Annotated in this window: 14 protein-coding genes; 7 read left to right on the top strand and 7 right to left on the bottom strand. The window is 64.7% G+C overall.

What is annotated here, in order from left to right:
* Positions 1–26 precede the first annotated feature (26 nt).
* Together A3M7_RS0124340 and A3M7_RS0124335 are read left to right on the top strand one after the other, a co-directional pair.
* Positions 27–1,883, top strand: coding sequence for a bifunctional diguanylate cyclase/phosphodiesterase (locus A3M7_RS0124340; RefSeq protein ID WP_027546245.1), 1,857 nt, complete (start codon positions 27–29; stop codon positions 1,881–1,883).
* 387 nt (positions 1,884–2,270) lie between these two features.
* Positions 2,271–2,483 (top strand): hypothetical protein, encoded by a 213-nt coding sequence (locus tag A3M7_RS0124335; RefSeq protein WP_027546244.1) that lies wholly within the window; start codon positions 2,271–2,273, stop codon positions 2,481–2,483.
* Between the two features lie 19 nt (positions 2,484–2,502).
* Here the strand turns inward: A3M7_RS0124335 and A3M7_RS0124330 are convergent, their stop codons facing one another.
* A complete protein-coding gene (locus A3M7_RS0124330; protein ID WP_027546243.1) occupies positions 2,503–3,339 on the bottom strand; it encodes a universal stress protein in 837 nt (278 codons plus the stop codon).
* Positions 3,340–3,552: 213 nt separating this feature from the next.
* On the opposite strand from A3M7_RS0124330, the gene A3M7_RS0124325 reads away from it, so the two are divergent.
* Positions 3,553–5,100, top strand: coding sequence for a Do family serine endopeptidase (locus A3M7_RS0124325; protein WP_027546242.1), 1,548 nt, complete (start codon positions 3,553–3,555; stop codon positions 5,098–5,100).
* Positions 5,101–5,366: 266 nt separating this feature from the next.
* Positions 5,367–5,729 carry a hypothetical protein gene (locus tag A3M7_RS0124320; RefSeq protein ID WP_027546241.1) on the top strand — a complete coding sequence of 121 codons (363 nt, stop codon included), beginning with the start codon at positions 5,367–5,369 and terminating at the stop codon, positions 5,727–5,729.
* 12 nt (positions 5,730–5,741) lie between these two features.
* On the opposite strand, the gene A3M7_RS0124315 is transcribed toward A3M7_RS0124320, so the two are convergent.
* Together A3M7_RS0124315 and A3M7_RS0124310 are read right to left on the bottom strand one after the other, a co-directional pair.
* A complete protein-coding gene (locus tag A3M7_RS0124315; RefSeq protein ID WP_027546240.1) occupies positions 5,742–6,008 on the bottom strand; it encodes a DUF6496 domain-containing protein in 267 nt (88 codons plus the stop codon).
* Positions 6,009–6,101: 93 nt separating this feature from the next.
* Positions 6,102–6,296, bottom strand: coding sequence for a DUF3072 domain-containing protein (locus A3M7_RS0124310; RefSeq protein WP_027546239.1), 195 nt, complete (start codon positions 6,294–6,296; stop codon positions 6,102–6,104).
* A gap of 114 nt (positions 6,297–6,410) precedes the next feature.
* Here A3M7_RS0124310 and A3M7_RS49835 point away from each other — a divergent pair, with 114 nt between their 5' ends.
* On the top strand, positions 6,411–6,632 hold the full coding sequence (locus A3M7_RS49835; RefSeq protein WP_027546238.1) for a hypothetical protein: 222 nt from the start codon (positions 6,411–6,413) through the stop codon (positions 6,630–6,632).
* Between the two features lie 19 nt (positions 6,633–6,651).
* The gene (locus tag A3M7_RS49830) at positions 6,652–6,861 is read left to right on the top strand and encodes a hypothetical protein (RefSeq protein WP_027546237.1); all 210 of its coding nucleotides are present in this window, start codon (positions 6,652–6,654) and stop codon (positions 6,859–6,861) included.
* Positions 6,862–6,954: 93 nt separating this feature from the next.
* On the opposite strand, the gene A3M7_RS0124295 is transcribed toward A3M7_RS49830, so the two are convergent.
* Both A3M7_RS0124295 and A3M7_RS0124290 read right to left on the bottom strand, forming a co-directional pair.
* Complete coding sequence (locus A3M7_RS0124295) at positions 6,955–7,194, bottom strand: hypothetical protein (RefSeq protein ID WP_027546236.1); 240 nt, start codon at positions 7,192–7,194, stop codon at positions 6,955–6,957.
* A 95-nt stretch (positions 7,195–7,289) separates the two neighbouring features.
* Entirely contained in the window at positions 7,290–7,559 is a 270-nt protein-coding gene (locus A3M7_RS0124290; protein WP_027546235.1) for a hypothetical protein, read from the bottom strand.
* Here A3M7_RS0124290 and A3M7_RS50630 point away from each other — a divergent pair.
* Positions 7,492–7,920: a hypothetical protein gene (locus A3M7_RS50630; protein ID WP_245284311.1), complete on the top strand. Its 429-nt coding sequence runs from the start codon at positions 7,492–7,494 to the stop codon at positions 7,918–7,920. The genes A3M7_RS0124290 and A3M7_RS50630 overlap by 68 nt on opposite strands.
* Here A3M7_RS50630 and A3M7_RS0124280 read toward each other — a convergent pair.
* On the bottom strand, positions 7,917–9,407 hold the full coding sequence (locus A3M7_RS0124280) for an HWE histidine kinase domain-containing protein (protein WP_027546233.1): 1,491 nt from the start codon (positions 9,405–9,407) through the stop codon (positions 7,917–7,919). The two genes, A3M7_RS50630 and A3M7_RS0124280, sit on opposite strands and share 4 nt — an antisense overlap.
* Positions 9,408–9,420: 13 nt before the next feature.
* Positions 9,421–15,708, bottom strand: a complete 6,288-nt coding sequence (locus A3M7_RS0124275; protein ID WP_027546232.1) for a HAMP domain-containing protein — start codon at positions 15,706–15,708, stop codon at positions 9,421–9,423.
* Between the last annotated feature and the right edge of the window lie 128 nt (positions 15,709–15,836).

Here is a 15,836-nt window from a genome sequence, read left to right as displayed (position 1 = left end):
GCCTGCACTCGGCCAGTTGGGGTGGCATGAGCATGCATCGCTTGTTCGCTGAGCAGCTTCGCTGTGCCACCGAAGCGACCGGACAGGTCGATCTCGACAAGTTGGGCGAACTCGTCAGCGCGGCCTACGAGGCAAGCGACCGCGATCGCCAGCGGATGGCCGACGCGCGCGCCCAGACGCACGATCAGGTCGAAGAGGACTTGCTTCGGACCCGCGAGTTCCTCGATACGATCGTCGAGAATATCCCGATTGCCGTGTTCGCAAAGTGCGCGAAGGATTCCCGCTACATTCTGCTCAACCGCGCCGGCGAGGACTATTACGGCCTGCCCCGCGAACAGATGCTGGGCAGGACTCCCGAGGAGATTTTTCCGGCAGACGTTGCCCACGTGGTCAACGAGCAGGACCGCAGGGTCGTCGCCAGTGGAATGCCGATGTTCCTCGAGGAGCACCTGCTCGAGGTCGGCGTCAAGGGCCACGATCGCGTCGTCAATTCGCGCAAGATGCTGATCAGGGACGGCGCCGGCGATCCGCAATATCTGGTCGGCGTGATCGAGGATGTCACCGAACGCGTCACGAACCATGAGCGCATCAGTCATCTTGCCCATCATGATGCCTTGACCGACCTGCCGAACCGCTGTGCCTTCAACGCGGAGCTGGACGAGCGGCTGCGGCGGGCGCAGGAGGCATCGACCGGCTTTGCAGTGCTCAGCCTCGATCTCGACCGCTTCAAGGAGGTCAACGAAGTGTTAGGCCACCCCGTCGGCGACATGCTGATGCGGGCGGCGGCGGATCGTCTTGCCGCGGAAGCCGACGGCGCCTTCGTCGCCCGCATCGGCGGCGACGAGTTCATGATCCTGATGCCCGATAACGCGCGCCGCGAGGACGTGCTGACGCTGGCCGAGCGCCTGGTCGAGGTGATCGGCAAGGAGCTCGACGTCGACGACTATCTCTCCCAGGTGGGCGTCAGCGTCGGCATCGCCATCTACCCCGATGACGGCGTGGATCCCGCGACGCTGCTCGCCAACGCCGATTCCGCGCTCTATCGCGCCAAGCGCGAGGGCAGGGCCCGGGTCTGCTTCTTCGAATCCGAGACGGACCAGGAGCTGCGTGATCGCAGGCTGTTGCGGCACGATCTACGACAGGCGCTGGAGCAGAACCAGTTCCTCCTCTACTTCCAGCCGCAGGCGCGGATGGAGGGCGAGGTCATCGGCTTCGAGGCGCTGCTGCGCTGGAATCACCCGACGCGGGGCTTCGTGCCGCCGGACCAGTTCATTCCACTCGCCGAGGAGAACGGGCTGATCATCCAGATCGGCGAATGGGTTCTGCGCGAAGCATGCCGCGAGGCGGCATCCTGGCCACGGCCGCTGCAGGTCGCGGTCAACTTGTCGCCGGTCCAGTTCCAGGCCGGCGACCTCGAACGCTCGATCCACCAGGTTCTGCTGGAGACGGGGCTTACGCCGACGCGGCTCGAGGTCGAGATCACAGAAGGCGTGCTGATCGGCGATTTTACCCGCGCGCTCAATCTGCTGCGGCGGCTAAAGGCACTCGGCATCCGCATAGCGATGGACGATTTCGGCACCGGCTACTCCTCGCTGTCCTATCTCCAGTCGTTTCCGTTCGACAAGATCAAGATCGATCGCAGCTTCATCTCCAACCTCGAGGCGACGCCGCAATCGGCCGAGATCGTCCGCGCGGTCCTTAGCCTCGCGCACGCGCTGAATATCCCGGTCATCGCTGAAGGGGTGGAGACGGAGGCGCAGCGTGCCTTCCTGGCGCGCGAGGCCTGCGAGCAGATGCAGGGCTATCTCGTCGGCCGACCCGACCTGATCGAGCGCTATCTCGACCTGGTCGGCGTGACCGTGGAGCGCCGCCTTTACGCCTAGCCATCGCCGCCCGAAACGAAATGAGCCGCCGGTTCCATGCCCGCACGGCTCCAAAGTCGCAGGCTGCGTTGATAGCGTAGCCGTGGTGTACCGCCGTTACCTTGTTTGCGGCCATACGCAAAAATTTATACGCCCGATAAGGACGTGGGGCTGTGCTTTGCCTCACACATGCCGTAACTTTGTGGCTGGTTCTGCGTTGAGCGGTACGCTGCTGAGATCCATCGCCAAACATTTGTAAAGTTTGCGCCAAAGCAAAGCGGCCGCGTTGCAGCACACGTTAACATTCCCGAGACCGACTGGCGTTGCGCAGAAAAAGTTTCGCACAAGTGCAATGCCCCTGACGCAAACCGGAGAAATAAGCCGGGTGTGACCGAGAGGGAGATTCTCATGGAGAACGTACGTCGCTACCGTGCGCTGGCGTCCCTCTGTCGCCAGCAGGCGGCCTACCGGCCGCTCCAGAACTGGGAACTCCTCGGCCAGGCCGAACATTTCGAATATCTCGCCGAGCTCGCGCTGAAGGCGCATTTCGATGCGTGCAATGTGCAACGCGACGAGAACGCCACCGCAACCGCTGGATGGGAGACCCCCGCTGCGGCGTGAGAGCGTCGGGCCTGCTTCGCTAGTGCGACATCAGCGTCGGCACCGTCATGGCTTCCAGCATGGCGCGGGTGACACCGCCGAGGACGCGCTCCTGCAATCGCGAATGGCCGTAGCCGCCCATCACCAGGAGATCGAGGCTCTCGTAGGCCGCCAGCGACAGGATGGTCGGCTGGATCTCGGAGCGGGTGGCTGACAGGCCGGCCGTGCGGGTCGAGAGCCCGCGCCGGCCGAGATGTCTTGCCAGATTGCTTGCCGACACTTCGCCGGGCACCACGTCGGCTTCGTTGATCGTGATGATCACGATCTCTTCGGCGCGCGCCAGGAACGGTGCCGCGTCGCGCATCGCGCGGGCGGCGAGCCTGCTGCCGTCCCAGCAGATGCCGATCCGCCTCGCCTTGAAGGCTCCTCGGAAAGTGTACGGCAGGAACAGCACCGGGCCGCCCGCCTGGAACAGGATCTCGCCGGGCACCTCGTTGTCGAACGAGCTTTGCGCCGGATCCGGCTGAAGCACGATGCTGAGGTCGTGCAGCCGCGCCATCTCGCCGAGTGACCTGGCCGCATCCACCGGGATCGCGCCGAGCGGGTGGCATGTGTAGGAAATGCCGGCGTTCGCCGCCTCGCTTCCGAACACTGCGAGCGCAGTCTCGGCCCGCTCAACCGCGCGCTCGCGTTCCAGTTCGAACACGCTCGCCAGGGCGGCCCCGCCGTCCATGACATAAGCTGCACCGGCTGCGACATAGCCGACCGCGGCCGCGTCGAGATGGGCGTTGAAATGCGCTGCGAGCGAGACCGAGCCGTCGATCACGGGACGCATCGGGCGCTCGGTCGGGATGTGGACGAGAATATCCTTGTACATGGTGCGCCTCCGATGGACATCGTTCGGTGGTCGCAGTCTTTCACCGCGCGGGGGCGCAGCGTTGAGCTGTATCAAATGTGCAGCCGTGATTTTCGGCCGTGCCGCCGACCGCACCACCTTTGCCAAGATTTAATCGCGTGGACGGGACACCGTAAGGTGCGAGCGGCCATGTTGCGTGCAAGGCGACACCTGACCCAACATGGACATTTCGACATGAATGACCGCGTCAATTCCGACATCACCACGTCCCGCACGATCCTGAAGCCGCGCCGGCTTGCGCTGCTTGGCACCGTGGCCGCGCTTGGCGTGGCCGTGCTGGCTGCTTCTCCCGGCGCTTCGCCGCTCGGCGTAACCTCCTTCATCGCGCCGGCCCAGGCCGCGGAAAGCGCTGCGACTCCGCCGGGCTTCGGCGACCTCGTCGCCAGGGTCAAACCTGCCGTCATCTCGGTGCGGGTCAAGATCGACCAGGACAACGACAAGAGCGCGATGCTGCAACAGAACCGGATGGATTCGGACGAGGACTCCCCGTTCGACCAGTTTTCGCGGCAGTTCGGCTTCCGCGGCCAGGGGGGCATGAACGGCATGCCGCGCCAGCGTCACCAGATGGTCACGGGCGAAGGCTCCGGTTTCTTCATCTCAGCCGACGGCTATGCCGTGACCAACAACCACGTCGTCGACCACGCCGAGTCCGTGCAGGTCACCATGGATGACGGGACGAGCTACACCGCGAAGGTGGTCGGCACCGATCCGAAAACCGATCTCGCGCTGATCAAGGTCGATGGCAAGAAGGATTTTCCCTTCGTCAAGTTCTCCGACCAGAAGCCGCGGATCGGCGACTGGGTGGTCGCGGTCGGCAATCCCTTCGGCCTCGGCGGCACCGTGACCGCCGGCATCGTCTCGGCCAGCGGCCGCGACATCGGCAACGGGCCCTATGACGACTTCATCCAGATCGACGCGCCCATCAACAAGGGCAATTCCGGCGGCCCGGCCTTCGACATGAACGGCAACGTGATCGGCGTGAACACCGCGATCTTCTCGCCGTCGGGCGGCTCGGTCGGCATCGGCTTCGACATTCCGGCCACGACCGCAAAGCTCGTCGTCGCGCAGTTGAAGGACAAGGGTGCGGTCACCCGCGGCTGGCTCGGCGTGCAGGTGCAGCCGGTGACGTCAGAGATCGCCGACAGCCTCGGCCTGAAGGAGGCGCGCGGCGCGATCGTCGACAATCCGCAGGACAATAGCCCGGCGGCAAAGGCCGGCATCGAGGCGGGCGACGTCATCACCGCCGTCAACGGTACCGCGATCAAGGACTCCCGCGATCTCGCCCGCACCATCGCCACGCTGGCGCCGGGCACGTCCGTGAAGCTCGACGTCTTCCACAAGGGCGCGAGCAAGACGGTGACCCTCGCGCTCGGCGAGCTGCCCAACGAGCGGCAGGCCCAAGGAAACGGAAAGGCCGACGAGGGCAAGGCGCAGCCGGGCAACGGCACGCCGCGCCTCGGGCTCAGCCTGGCGCCGGCCGGCGACGTGCAGGGCGCCGGCCAGAAGGGCGTCGTCGTCACCGAGGTCGATCCGCGAGGGCCGGCGGCGCAGCGCGGCATTCAGACCGGCGATGTCATCCTCAATGTCGGCGGCAAGCCCGTCGCCAATGTCGGCGACGTCCGCGCCGAGCTGGCGCAGGCCAAATCGTCCGGCAAGACCAGCGTGCTGTTGCAGGTCAAAAGTGCGGACGCGACCCGATTTGTCGCGGTGCCACTCGCGTAGGTCGAGCTCTTCCGGCGCAAATCCAAAAAGGCGGCCTTCGGGCCGCCTTTTCTCGTTGGCATCCGAGATACCCACAGGTCGCCGATAACATTCTCGTCAACGGCAGCATTGGTGACAGGTTCGTCCGAAAAAGCCGCGTTCGCTCGTCAGAATTCGATCGCGTGTTGCCTTGGCGGCAATGAAGGCGCCCAGGCGATTGCAAGAGTGGAACTTCGGACGTCCGGCCGTCTTGTGGAACCGGCGGTTCGTATTTGATCGGTGCCGACATGGATCGATTGAAGCTTTCGCTGAGACTTGCGCTGCTCGTGGCGCCGCTCGTGCTGTCGGCTGGAAGTGCCCTGGGGCGCGATGACGGCCGCTACGCCAATTCGCCGCTCAAGCCCTGGTTCGACAGCCTGCGCAGCCATCTCGGCCCGTGCTGCTCGGACGCCGACGGATTTGCCGTCTCCGATCCGGATTGGGAGTCGCATGACGGGCACTATCGCGTGCGCCTCGATGGGCAGTGGGTCGATGTGCCCGATGAAGCCGTCATCACCGAGCCGAACCGCGCCGGCCGCACCATGGTGTGGCCGGTGAAGACCGCGTTTGGCATCTCGATCCGCTGCTTCATGCCGGGCAGCATGATCTAGCGCCGATTGCCGCTATCGCTTGACGGATTTGCGTTTGGACGTTCTCTTGCTCGTCTTTTTCTTGGATGCCTTCCGCTTCGAGGCCTTCTTCGGGACCTTCTTGCCTTTCTTGCGCGCCTTCGACAGGCCGATTGCGATCGCCTGCTTGCGGCTCTTCACACGTCCGCCGCGACCACCGGGGCCGCTCTTTGCCGTGCCCTTCTTGTAGCGCCGCATTTCGCTTTCGACGTCGCTGCCGGCGCTGCGCGAGTAGCGGCGTTTCTTTGCCTTCCGTGCCATTCGGATTCTCCCTTGGCCGGGAGAAAACCCATTCGGCATAAGCATGGTTCCGAAAGCGCGCCCGCAACGTTCCGGATGCGCAATGCAGGCTGGCTAGAAGGAGTTCGCCAGTTCGATCTCCGCCTCGAGCACCTGGATGCGACGCGCAGCTTCAGTAAAGGACAGATCGCGATCGTATTGCGCGGGCTGATAGGCCTCCTCGCTGAGCCGCTTCAACCTCAGGCCCTGTGACCTCGTCATCTGCTCCGCGAGGAAAACCCTGGCGTCGTATTTACCTTGAACCTGCATCTGGCTTCTCCGTTCTGAAATGTGACTTGACTATATGTTCTTATTTTGTTCTAACAAGCCATGGACAACAGAATTAATGAAATTCGACGTAAGATCAGCGCCTTGAGGCTGGAAATGGCCGATGTCGAGGCGACCGTGCGCGGTCTCGTCGACCGCGATCGCGACTGCTCAGAAAAGGCCCTGGCGCAGATGGATCTGCGCCGGAAAATCAATCTGCTGATCGGCGAATGGAAGGCGGCTGGCGGTGGCAATGTCCTGCCGGATGTTCGCGATCGTGTACGTCTTCGTTCCCTCAAGAAAGCCGCGGGTCCCGTGCGCGCAATCGCGCGCCGCTGAGACATTTTGGGAGCGCGCCATGGAGGAAGACCCGGACACGTACCGGATCTTGAGACTGCGCGCCGAGATCCTCGAACTGGGGTCCGCGATCCGGCAATTGCAGCGCGAGGGTCTCGACGATGCCGCGGCCCAGCTTCTGATCGCACGCAAGCGGGCGCAGCTCGATCATCTCGTGAAGACGAACTCCGCGGGCGGTGGCCTGAACATCGCCGACATCCGGCGCAGCTAAGGCGTGCGCGGACGATGGCGTGAGAAGGATTGGATCGAACACCAAAGCAAGAAGGCCCCGCGATCGCGGGGCCTTCGATGAACGGCGGCGAGCCTACTTGGCGTTGGTCGTGCCCTTGTTGTTCGTCATGGTGCCGCCCTGGTCGGAGCCGGGACCGGAGCCGCCCTGACCGGAGGGATCGGCGCTCTTGGATTTCGTGTTGGCCCCCGTCGTCTGCGAGGACGACGTCGAGGATTCATGTTTCGCCTTGTGCGACTTCGCCTGCGCGGCGAACGGGGCGGCGGCGAGGCCGGTTGCCAACATCATGGCGAGGGCGAGCTTGGTCGTCTTCATGCGCGGGAACTCCCTGAGTTAAAATGACGCAGGCAGCCAACCGCCATCCGCCGCCGGAGTTCCCGACAAAGCAACTCACAGGTTTCACGCGCGGTTCAAGATTCCTTGTCCTCGGCGATGATGAACACGATGCCTGTGAGCATCGCGCCGATTGCGAATGTCGTCACTAACGTGACGACGAAAACGGCAGCGGCCGAATCTCCGCCGTGTTTCAGCAAATTTGCGACCGGCGGGTTGGATAGAACGAGCGCGAGACCGAAGGCGAGGCCGAGCGCCGCGCCCATCATCGCATGCGTCATGATCGTGATGATGCCGGTAGGAGAGATCAGACTTCGCGACTTTTTCGGCGACTTTCTCGCACGCATGGAACCGACCTCGTTCATCCGTGCAACGCAGCCGGCGATTTCGGGTTCCATCGGCATGAACGATTTGTCACGTCGGGCTTCATCCGACGTTCATGCCGACCTTGCGACCATGGAAGCCGTCAACACGGGAACATTCGATATGGGTAAGGTTGTCTTTCTCTATCGCTCACTGGCCTATCGAAACGCGGCCGCCGATATGCTGCGCAAGGCGCGCAAGCTGCCGCGCGGTGCCGAGCGAAGCGCGGCCCGCCGCTATGCGATGGCGTTACGCGATCTCGCGCAAACGGAAGCCTGGCTCGAAGGGCGCGTCGGCCATGAACCTCAGCCGGTGCGGCGCATGAAGGTCGCCGCGTCGGGTTAACCCGACGCGCGCTGGAGCGCGAGGACGGTGGTGGCGTCGAACTTGCCATGCGCGGCCGCGGTCGGGGTCTTCCGGGTCAACGGCACTTCCAGGCGGCACAACAGACCCTCGGCGCGCCAATCGAATTGCGCCTTTCCGCCGAGCTGGGACTCGACGCTCGCGAGCAGGCTCCGCGTGCCGAAGCCGCGAGATTTCGGCGTCCTCACCAGCGGACCGCCGGATTCCTCCCAGATCAGTGTGAGGTGGTCCTCCTCGACCTGCCAGCCGATCATGAGCCGGCCCGACCGCGTCGAGAGCGCGCCATACTTGGCCGAGTTGGTGAAAAGCTCGTGCAGCGCGAGAGCAAGCGTCTGGGCGGTTGCCGGCAGCAACTGAACCTCGGGCCCCGCCAGCTTGATCTGGCCGCCGAGCGAATAGGGCGCGAGTTCCTCGTCGATCAGCTTCGAGAGTTCGGCGCCCTGCCAGCTCGACAGCGACAGGATCGTATGCACGCGCGCCAGCGCGTTGATACGCCCCTCGACGGCGTTGACATAGGCCTTGACCTCGTCGGCACGGGTGAGACGCACGATCGATTGCGCAAGCGCCAGCGCATTCTTGGCACGATGATCGACTTCCCGCGCCAGCAGATTTTGCCGCTCCTCGGCCCGCTTGCGCTCGGTGATGTCCACGGTGACACCGCTCACGCGCACCACGCGGCCGCTATTGTCGGCGGTGGCGGCAGCCGTGCCGACACACCAGCGCACATCGCCGTCGGGCCGCACAATGCGGAATTCCGTCTCATAGGCGCGTGTGCCCTTGCTGAATTCGGCGATCGCCTTGCGCAGTTGGTCGACGTCATCGGGATGCAACAGTGCCTGAACGTTGGCCGGATTGACCTCGAAGCTCTCCGGGCTCACGCCAAAGATGCGATACTGCCCCTCGTCCCACATCCAGTCGCCGCTGACCCAGTCCCAGTCCCATGATCCCATCTTGCCGGCGGCGATCGCCATGCTGCGACGCTCTTCGCTCTCGCGCAGCTTTGCCGTGGAGTTCTCCAATTCCGCGGTGCGTGCACGGACACGGTCTTCGAGATCCTGGTTCAGCCGTTCGAGCTCGCGGGTCTTCCGGTACAGCTCGGCAAACACCTTGACCTTGGCGCGCAGCACCTCCGGCACGACTGGCACCGGAACATAGTCGACCGCGCCCATCTCATAGCCGCGCAACCGGTCGATGTCGCTCACTTGAATGGCCGAGATGAAGATCATCGCCGTCTTCTGGAAGCGCGGATGCTCCCTGATCATCGCCGCGAGCTCGAAGCCGTCGAGCTCGGGCATGCAGACGTCGACCAGGATCACCGCGATCTCGGTCTTGAGCAGCACCTCCAGCGCCTCGCGGCCGGACGAGGCGATCACGAGGTTCTCGCCCAGTTCCTTCAAGATCACCTCATAGGCGAGCAGCTTGGCCGGCTGGTCGTCGACGAGGAGGATGTTGACCTTTTCGTGGTCCATTCGCGCGTCCAGCTCAGCGGTGCAGCCACATGCGGATCGCAAGCAGCAATTGATCGGTGTTGACGGGCTTGGCGAGGTAGTCGGACGCGCCGGCTTCCAGGCATTTCTCGCGGTCGCCCTTCATTGCCTTGGCGGTCAACGCGATGATCGGCAGGCGCGCGAAGGCCGGATTTTCGCGGATCACGCCGATGGTCTGATAGCCATCCATCTGGGGCATCATGATGTCCATCAGCACGATGGCGATTTCCGGATTGGACTCGACCAGCGTTACCGCCTCGCGGCCGGTCGTCGCCGTCAGCACCTTCATGCCGCGCCGTTCCAGCACGCTCGACAGCGCGAAGATGTTCCGGGCGTCGTCGTCGACGAGCAGCGCGGTCTTGCCGATCAGGTCCTCGTCGGAACTGTTCAGCTTCTCCAGCATGCGCTGCTTCTCGACCGGCAGTTCCGTGATCACGCGGTGCAGGAACAACGCGGTCTCGTCGAGCAGGCGCTCGGGCGATTCCACGCCCTTGACCACGATGCTGCGCGCCATGGTGTGGAGCTCGGCATCTTCCTCCGCCGAGAGCTCGCGGCCGGTGAACACCACCACCGGAATGTTCGAAAGTGCTTCGTCGTGGCGGATCTGGTCCAGCACCTCGAAACCGCTCATGTCGGGCAGGCGCAGGTCCAGCACCACGCAATCGCAGGGCGCTTCGCGCAGCGTCGAGAGTGCGCCGGCGCCGGTGTCGGTCGTCACGATCTCGATGTCGTCGTGATGCAGGAGCTCGCGGATCGAGAGCCGCTCGGCCTCGTTGTCCTCGACGATCAGGAGCCGCTTGCGCCGCGGCCGCGCATATTCCTTGATCTGCGCCAGCGCGGCCGAAACCCCCTCGGTCGTCGTCGGCTTGTTGACGAAGGAGAACGCGCCGCGCGCCAGCGCATGCTGGCGGTCCTCGTCGAGCGTGATGATCTGCACGGGGATGTGGCGCGTCAGCGGATTGTGCTTGAGCTGGCTCAGCACCGTCCAGCCGAGCATGTCCGGCAGGAACACGTCCAGCGAGACCGCTCTCGGCTGGTATTGCTTGGCAAGTTCCAGCGCCTCGGCACCGCGAGCTGCGACCAGCACCTTGAAACCCTTGTCGCGCGCGAGATCGACCAGCACGCGTGCGTAATGCGGGTCGTCCTCAACGATCAGGAGGATGCTGTCGCCGGGTTCGAGATTGAGGCGGTCGTCGGGAAGCTGCTCGATGACGCGCTGCTCGGGCGCCGTTGGTTGCAGCGCCGGTGGCTGGCTGTATTGCTGTGGCGTGGCGCGCGGCGCAAGCGTTGGGCCGGAATATTTCAACGGCAGATAAAGGATGAAGGACGAGCCCTTGCCCGGTGCGCTGCGCAGATGGATTTCGCCGCCGAGCAGGCTGGCGAGCTCGCGGCTGATGGCGAGGCCAAGGCCGGTGCCGCCATATTTGCGGCTGGTGCCGGCGTCTGCCTGCTGGAACGCCTCGAAGATCAGCTTCTGCTTCTCCAGGGGAATGCCGATGCCGGTATCGGACACCTCGAACGCGATCACGGCCGGCGCGGAGTTCAGCACCGGGTGATCCGTTCCCCAGCCGCCGAGCGCGCCGCCGACCTTCAGGCGCACTTCGCCTTCGGCGGTGAACTTGAAGGCGTTGGAGAGCAGGTTCTTCAGGACCTGTTGCAGGCGCTTGGAGTCGGTGACGATGCTGCGTGCGAGGTTCGGGTCGACGTCGATCTTGAACGAAAGGTTGCGGTTCTCCGCCTCGTGCCGGAACGGCCGCCCGACGGTTTCGAGCAGGTTCGCAGTCAGGATTTCCTCGGCGTCCACCGTCACCGTGCCGGACTCGATCTTGGAGAGATCGAGAATGTCGCTGATGAGGTTGAGCAGGTCGGTGCCGGCGCCGTGGATGGTGCGGGCGAATTCGACCTGCTTGGCCGAGAGGTTGCCGTCCGGATTGTCGGTGAGCTGCTGTCCCAGGATCAGGATCGAGTTCAGCGGCGTGCGCAGCTCGTGGCTCATATTGGCGAGGAATTCGGACTTGTACTTCGAGGTGAGCGCGAGCTCCGTCGCCTTCTCCTCGAGCGCGCGGCGGGCCTGCTCGATTTCCTGGTTCTTGCGCTCGACCTCGACGTTGCGCTCGGCGAGCTGCTGCGCCTTCTGTTCGAGCTGGTCGTTGGTCTGCTGCAATTCGCGCTGCTGGGTCTGAAGCTCGCCGGCCAGCTGCTGCGACTGCTTGAGCAGGCCTTCGGTCTGCATCGTCGCCTCGATCGAGTTGAGCACGATGCCGATGGAGTCGGTGAGCTGCTCCAGGAAGGTCATCTGCGAGGTCGTGAACGAGGTCAGCGAGGCGAGCTCGATCACGGCCTTGACCTGGCCCTCGAACAGCACCGGCAGCACCACGAGGTTCTTCGGGGCGACGCGGAACAGCGCCGAGTTGATCGGCACCACGTCGGAGGGAATATCCGCGACCACGCGCGGCCGCCGGTCGAGCGCGCATTGGCCGATCAGGCCGTCGCCGAACGGCAGTACGCGCTGATAGGGGTAGACGCCGTCGCCGGCGTAGGAGGCGAGCAGCAGGAGCTGTGGATTGTCCTCGTTCTCGACCTGGTAGATCACGCCGGTATGCGCGTTCACCAGCGGCGACAGTTCGGTCAGCAGCAGCCGGCCGACGGTGGCGAGGTCGCGCTGGCCCTGAAGCATGTTGGTGAATTTCGCGAGGTTGGTCTTCAGCCAGTCCTGCTCGGTGTTCACGTCCGTCGTGAGACGGAGGTTCGTGATCATCGTGTTGATGTTGTCCTTCAACTCCGCGACTTCGCCGCGGGCGTCGACCTGGATCGATCGCGTCAGGTCGCCCTTGGTCACCGCGGTCGCCACTTCCGCGATCGCACGCACCTGCGAGGTGAGGTTGGCCGCCAGGAGGTTGACGTTGCCGGTGAGGTCCTTCCAGGTGCCGGCGGCGCCGGGCACGTCGGCCTGGCCGCCGAGCCGGCCCTCGACACCGACCTCGCGCGCCACCGACGTCACCTGGTCGGCGAAGGTCGCGAGCGTTTCGGTCATGTTGTTGATGGTGTCGGCGAGTGCTGCGACCTCGCCCTTCGATTTCACGGTGAGGTTCTGCTTCAGGTCGCCGTTGGCGACGGCGGTCACGACCTTGACGATGCCGCGGACCTGTTCGGTCAGGTTGGCCGCCATGAAGTTCACGGTGTCGGTGAGGTCCTTCCAGGTGCCGGCGACGCCGGGCACCTGGGCCTGGCCGCCAAGCTCGCCTTCGGTGCCGACCTCGCGCGCGACGCGCGTCACTTCGCCGGCGAACGCGTTGAGCTGGTCCACCATGGTGTTGATGGTGTTCTTCAGTTCGAGAATTTCCCCCTTCACGTCGACGGTGATCTTGCGCGACAGGTCGCCGCGGGCGACGGCGGTGGTCACTTCGGCGATGTTGCGGACCTGCGTGGTGAGGTTCGCGGCCAGCAGGTTGACGTTGTCGGTGAGGTCCTTCCAGGTGCCGCCGACGCCGGGCACGACGGCCTGACCGCCGAGCCGGCCCTCGGTGCCGACCTCGCGCGCCACGCGCGTCACTTCGGCGGCGAAGGAGCGGAGCTGCTCGACCATGGTGTTCAGGGTGTCCTTGAGCAGCAGGATCTCGCCGCGCACGTCCACCGTGATCTTCTTCGACAGGTCGCCGCCGGCGATCGCGGTCGCGACCTCGGCGATGTTGCGGACCTGGGCCGTCAGGTTCGACGCCATGAAGTTGACGTTGTCGGTGAGGTCCTTCCAGGTGCCGGCGACGCCGGGCACTTCGGCCTGGCCGCCGAGCTTGCCTTCGGTGCCGACCTCGCGCGCGACGCGCGTCACTTCGCCGGCAAAGCCGTTGAGCTGGTCCACCATGGTGTTGATGGTGTTCTTCAGCTCGAGGATTTCGCCGCGCACGTCCACGGTGATCTTGCGCGAGAGGTCGCCGCGCGCCACGGCGGTGGTGACCTCGGCGATGTTGCGGACCTGGGCGGTGAGGTTGCCCGCCATCGAGTTCACGCTGTCGGTGAGATCCTTCCAGGTGCCGGCGACGCCGGGCACGTTGGCCTGGCCGCCGAGACGACCCTCGGTGCCGACCTCGCGCGCCACGCGCGTCACCTCACCCGCGAAGCGGTTGAGCTGGTCGACCATCGTATTCAGCGTGTCCTTGAGCTGAAGGATCTCGCCGCGCACGTCCACCGTGATCTTGCGCGACAGGTCGCCGCCGGCAATCGCAGTTGCGACCTCGGCGATGTTGCGGACCTGGGCGGTGAGGTTACCGGCCATCGAGTTGACGCTGTCGGTGAGGTCCTTCCAGGTGCCGGCGACGCCGGGCACCTCGGCCTGGCCGCCGAGCTTGCCCTCGGTGCCGACCTCGCGCGCGACGCGCGTGACTTCGCCGGCGAAGGCGTTGAGCTGGTCCACCATGGTGTTGAGCGTTTCCTTCAGCTGAAGGATTTCGCCCGACACGTTCACGGTGATCTTCTTCGACAGGTCGCCCTTGGCCACGGCGGTGGCGACTTCGGCGATGTTGCGGACCTGACCGGTCAGGTTCGAGGCCATCGAGTTGACGCTGTCGGTCAGGTCTTTCCAGGTGCCGGCGACGCCGCGCACCTGGGCCTGGCCACCGAGCTTGCCTTCGGTGCCGACTTCGCGCGCGACACGCGTGACTTCGCCGGCGAAGGCGTTGAGCTGGTCCACCATGGTGTTGATGGTATCTTTCAGCTCGAGGATCTCGCCGCGGACGTCCACGGTGATCTTCTTCGACAAGTCGCCGCCCGCGACCGCGGTCGTCACCTCGGCGATGTTGCGGACCTGTGCGGTCAGGTTCGACGCCATCGAGTTGACGCTCTCGGTAAGGTCCTTCCAGGTGCCGGCGACGCCGAGCACGTTGGCCTGACCGCCGAGACGCCCCTCGGTGCCGACCTCGCGCGCGACGCGCGTGACTTCGCCGGCGAAGGCGTTGAGCTGGTCGACCATGGTGTTGAGCGTTTCCTTCAGCTGAAGAATCTCGCCCGACACGTTCACGGTGATTTTCTTGGAGAGGTCGCCGCCGGCGATGGCGGTGGCGACGTCGGCGATGTTGCGGACCTGCGCGGTCAGGTTCGACGCCATGAAGTTGACGTTGTCGGTGAGGTCCTTCCAGGTGCCGGCCACGCCGGGCACCTGGGCCTGGCCGCCGAGCTTGCCCTCGGTGCCGACCTCGCGTGCGACGCGCGTCACTTCGGAGGCGAAGGAGTTGAGCTGGTCCACCATGGTGTTGATGGTGTCCTTCAGCTCCAGGATTTCGCCGCGCACGTCCACCGTGATCTTGCGGGACAAGTCGCCGCGCGCCACGGCGGTGGTGACGTTGGCGATGTTACGGACCTGCGCAGTCAGGTTGCCGCACATCGCGTTGACGGAGTCGGTGAGATCCTTCCAGGTGCCGGCGACGCCGGGCACGATCGCCTGGCCGCCGAGCTTGCCGTCGGTGCCGACCTCGCGCGCCACGCGCGTCACTTCGGAGGCGAAGGAGCGGAGCTGGTCCACCATCGTGTTGATGGCTTCCTTGAGCTGAAGGATCTCGCCGCGGACGTCGACGGTGATCTTCTTGGACAAGTCGCCGTTGGCGACCGCGATCGTGACCTCGGCGATGTTGCGAACCTGGTTGGTCAGGTTGTTCGCCATCGAGTTGACGCTCTCGGTCAGATCCTTCCAGACGCCGGTCACCTCGGGCACCTGGGCCTGGCCGCCGAGCTTGCCTTCGGTGCCGACCTCGCGCGCCACGCGCGTCACCTCGGAGGTGAACACGCCCAGCTGCTTGATCATGGTGTTGACGATGTTCGCCGACTGCAGGAATTCACCGCGGAGCGGACGGCCGTCGACGTCGAGCTTGACGGTCTGGAGCAGGTCGCCTTGCGCCACCGCCGCGACCGCGCGGGTCACCTCGCGCGTCGGCCACAACAAATCGTCGATCAGCGTGTTGACGGAGCCTTCCATGTCGGCCCAGGAGCCGGAGGCGAGGCCGAACTTCACACGCTGCCGGGTCTTGCCCTCGCGTCCGACCACCTGGCCGACCAGCTCGAGCTGCTGCGCCATGCGCTGGTTGGCGGCGATGATTTCATTAAAAGTGTCGGCGATCTTGCCGTCGATACCGAGATAATCGCCGCTCATACGCACCGAGAAATCGCCGCTACGCATGGCCTGCAAGGCGAGTAGCAATTCCGGCCGGGAATCCGGCTCTGACGTACCGTTAGTTCTTGGCTTTGGGACGCGACGACCGGAGCGTGATGCAGATCCGGGATCGAGGTCGCTCATACTGATTCCCCCGCAGGCGTCGGCCGAATCTAAGGCGTGACGCAATTAGTCAAACTAGAGCGTCAGCCAAATTCGAAATCAAGCGCCAAGGTTGCGACGCCGGGAAATGGAACCTGCTTTGCTCAGCC

The sequence above is a fragment of the Bradyrhizobium sp. WSM2254 genome, assembly GCF_000472645.1.
In the GTDB taxonomy this organism is placed as follows: Bacteria; Pseudomonadota; Alphaproteobacteria; order Rhizobiales; family Xanthobacteraceae; genus Bradyrhizobium; species Bradyrhizobium niftali.
The sequence above is the reverse complement of the archived record's forward strand: the minus strand, read 5'-3'. Positions and strand labels throughout refer to the sequence as shown.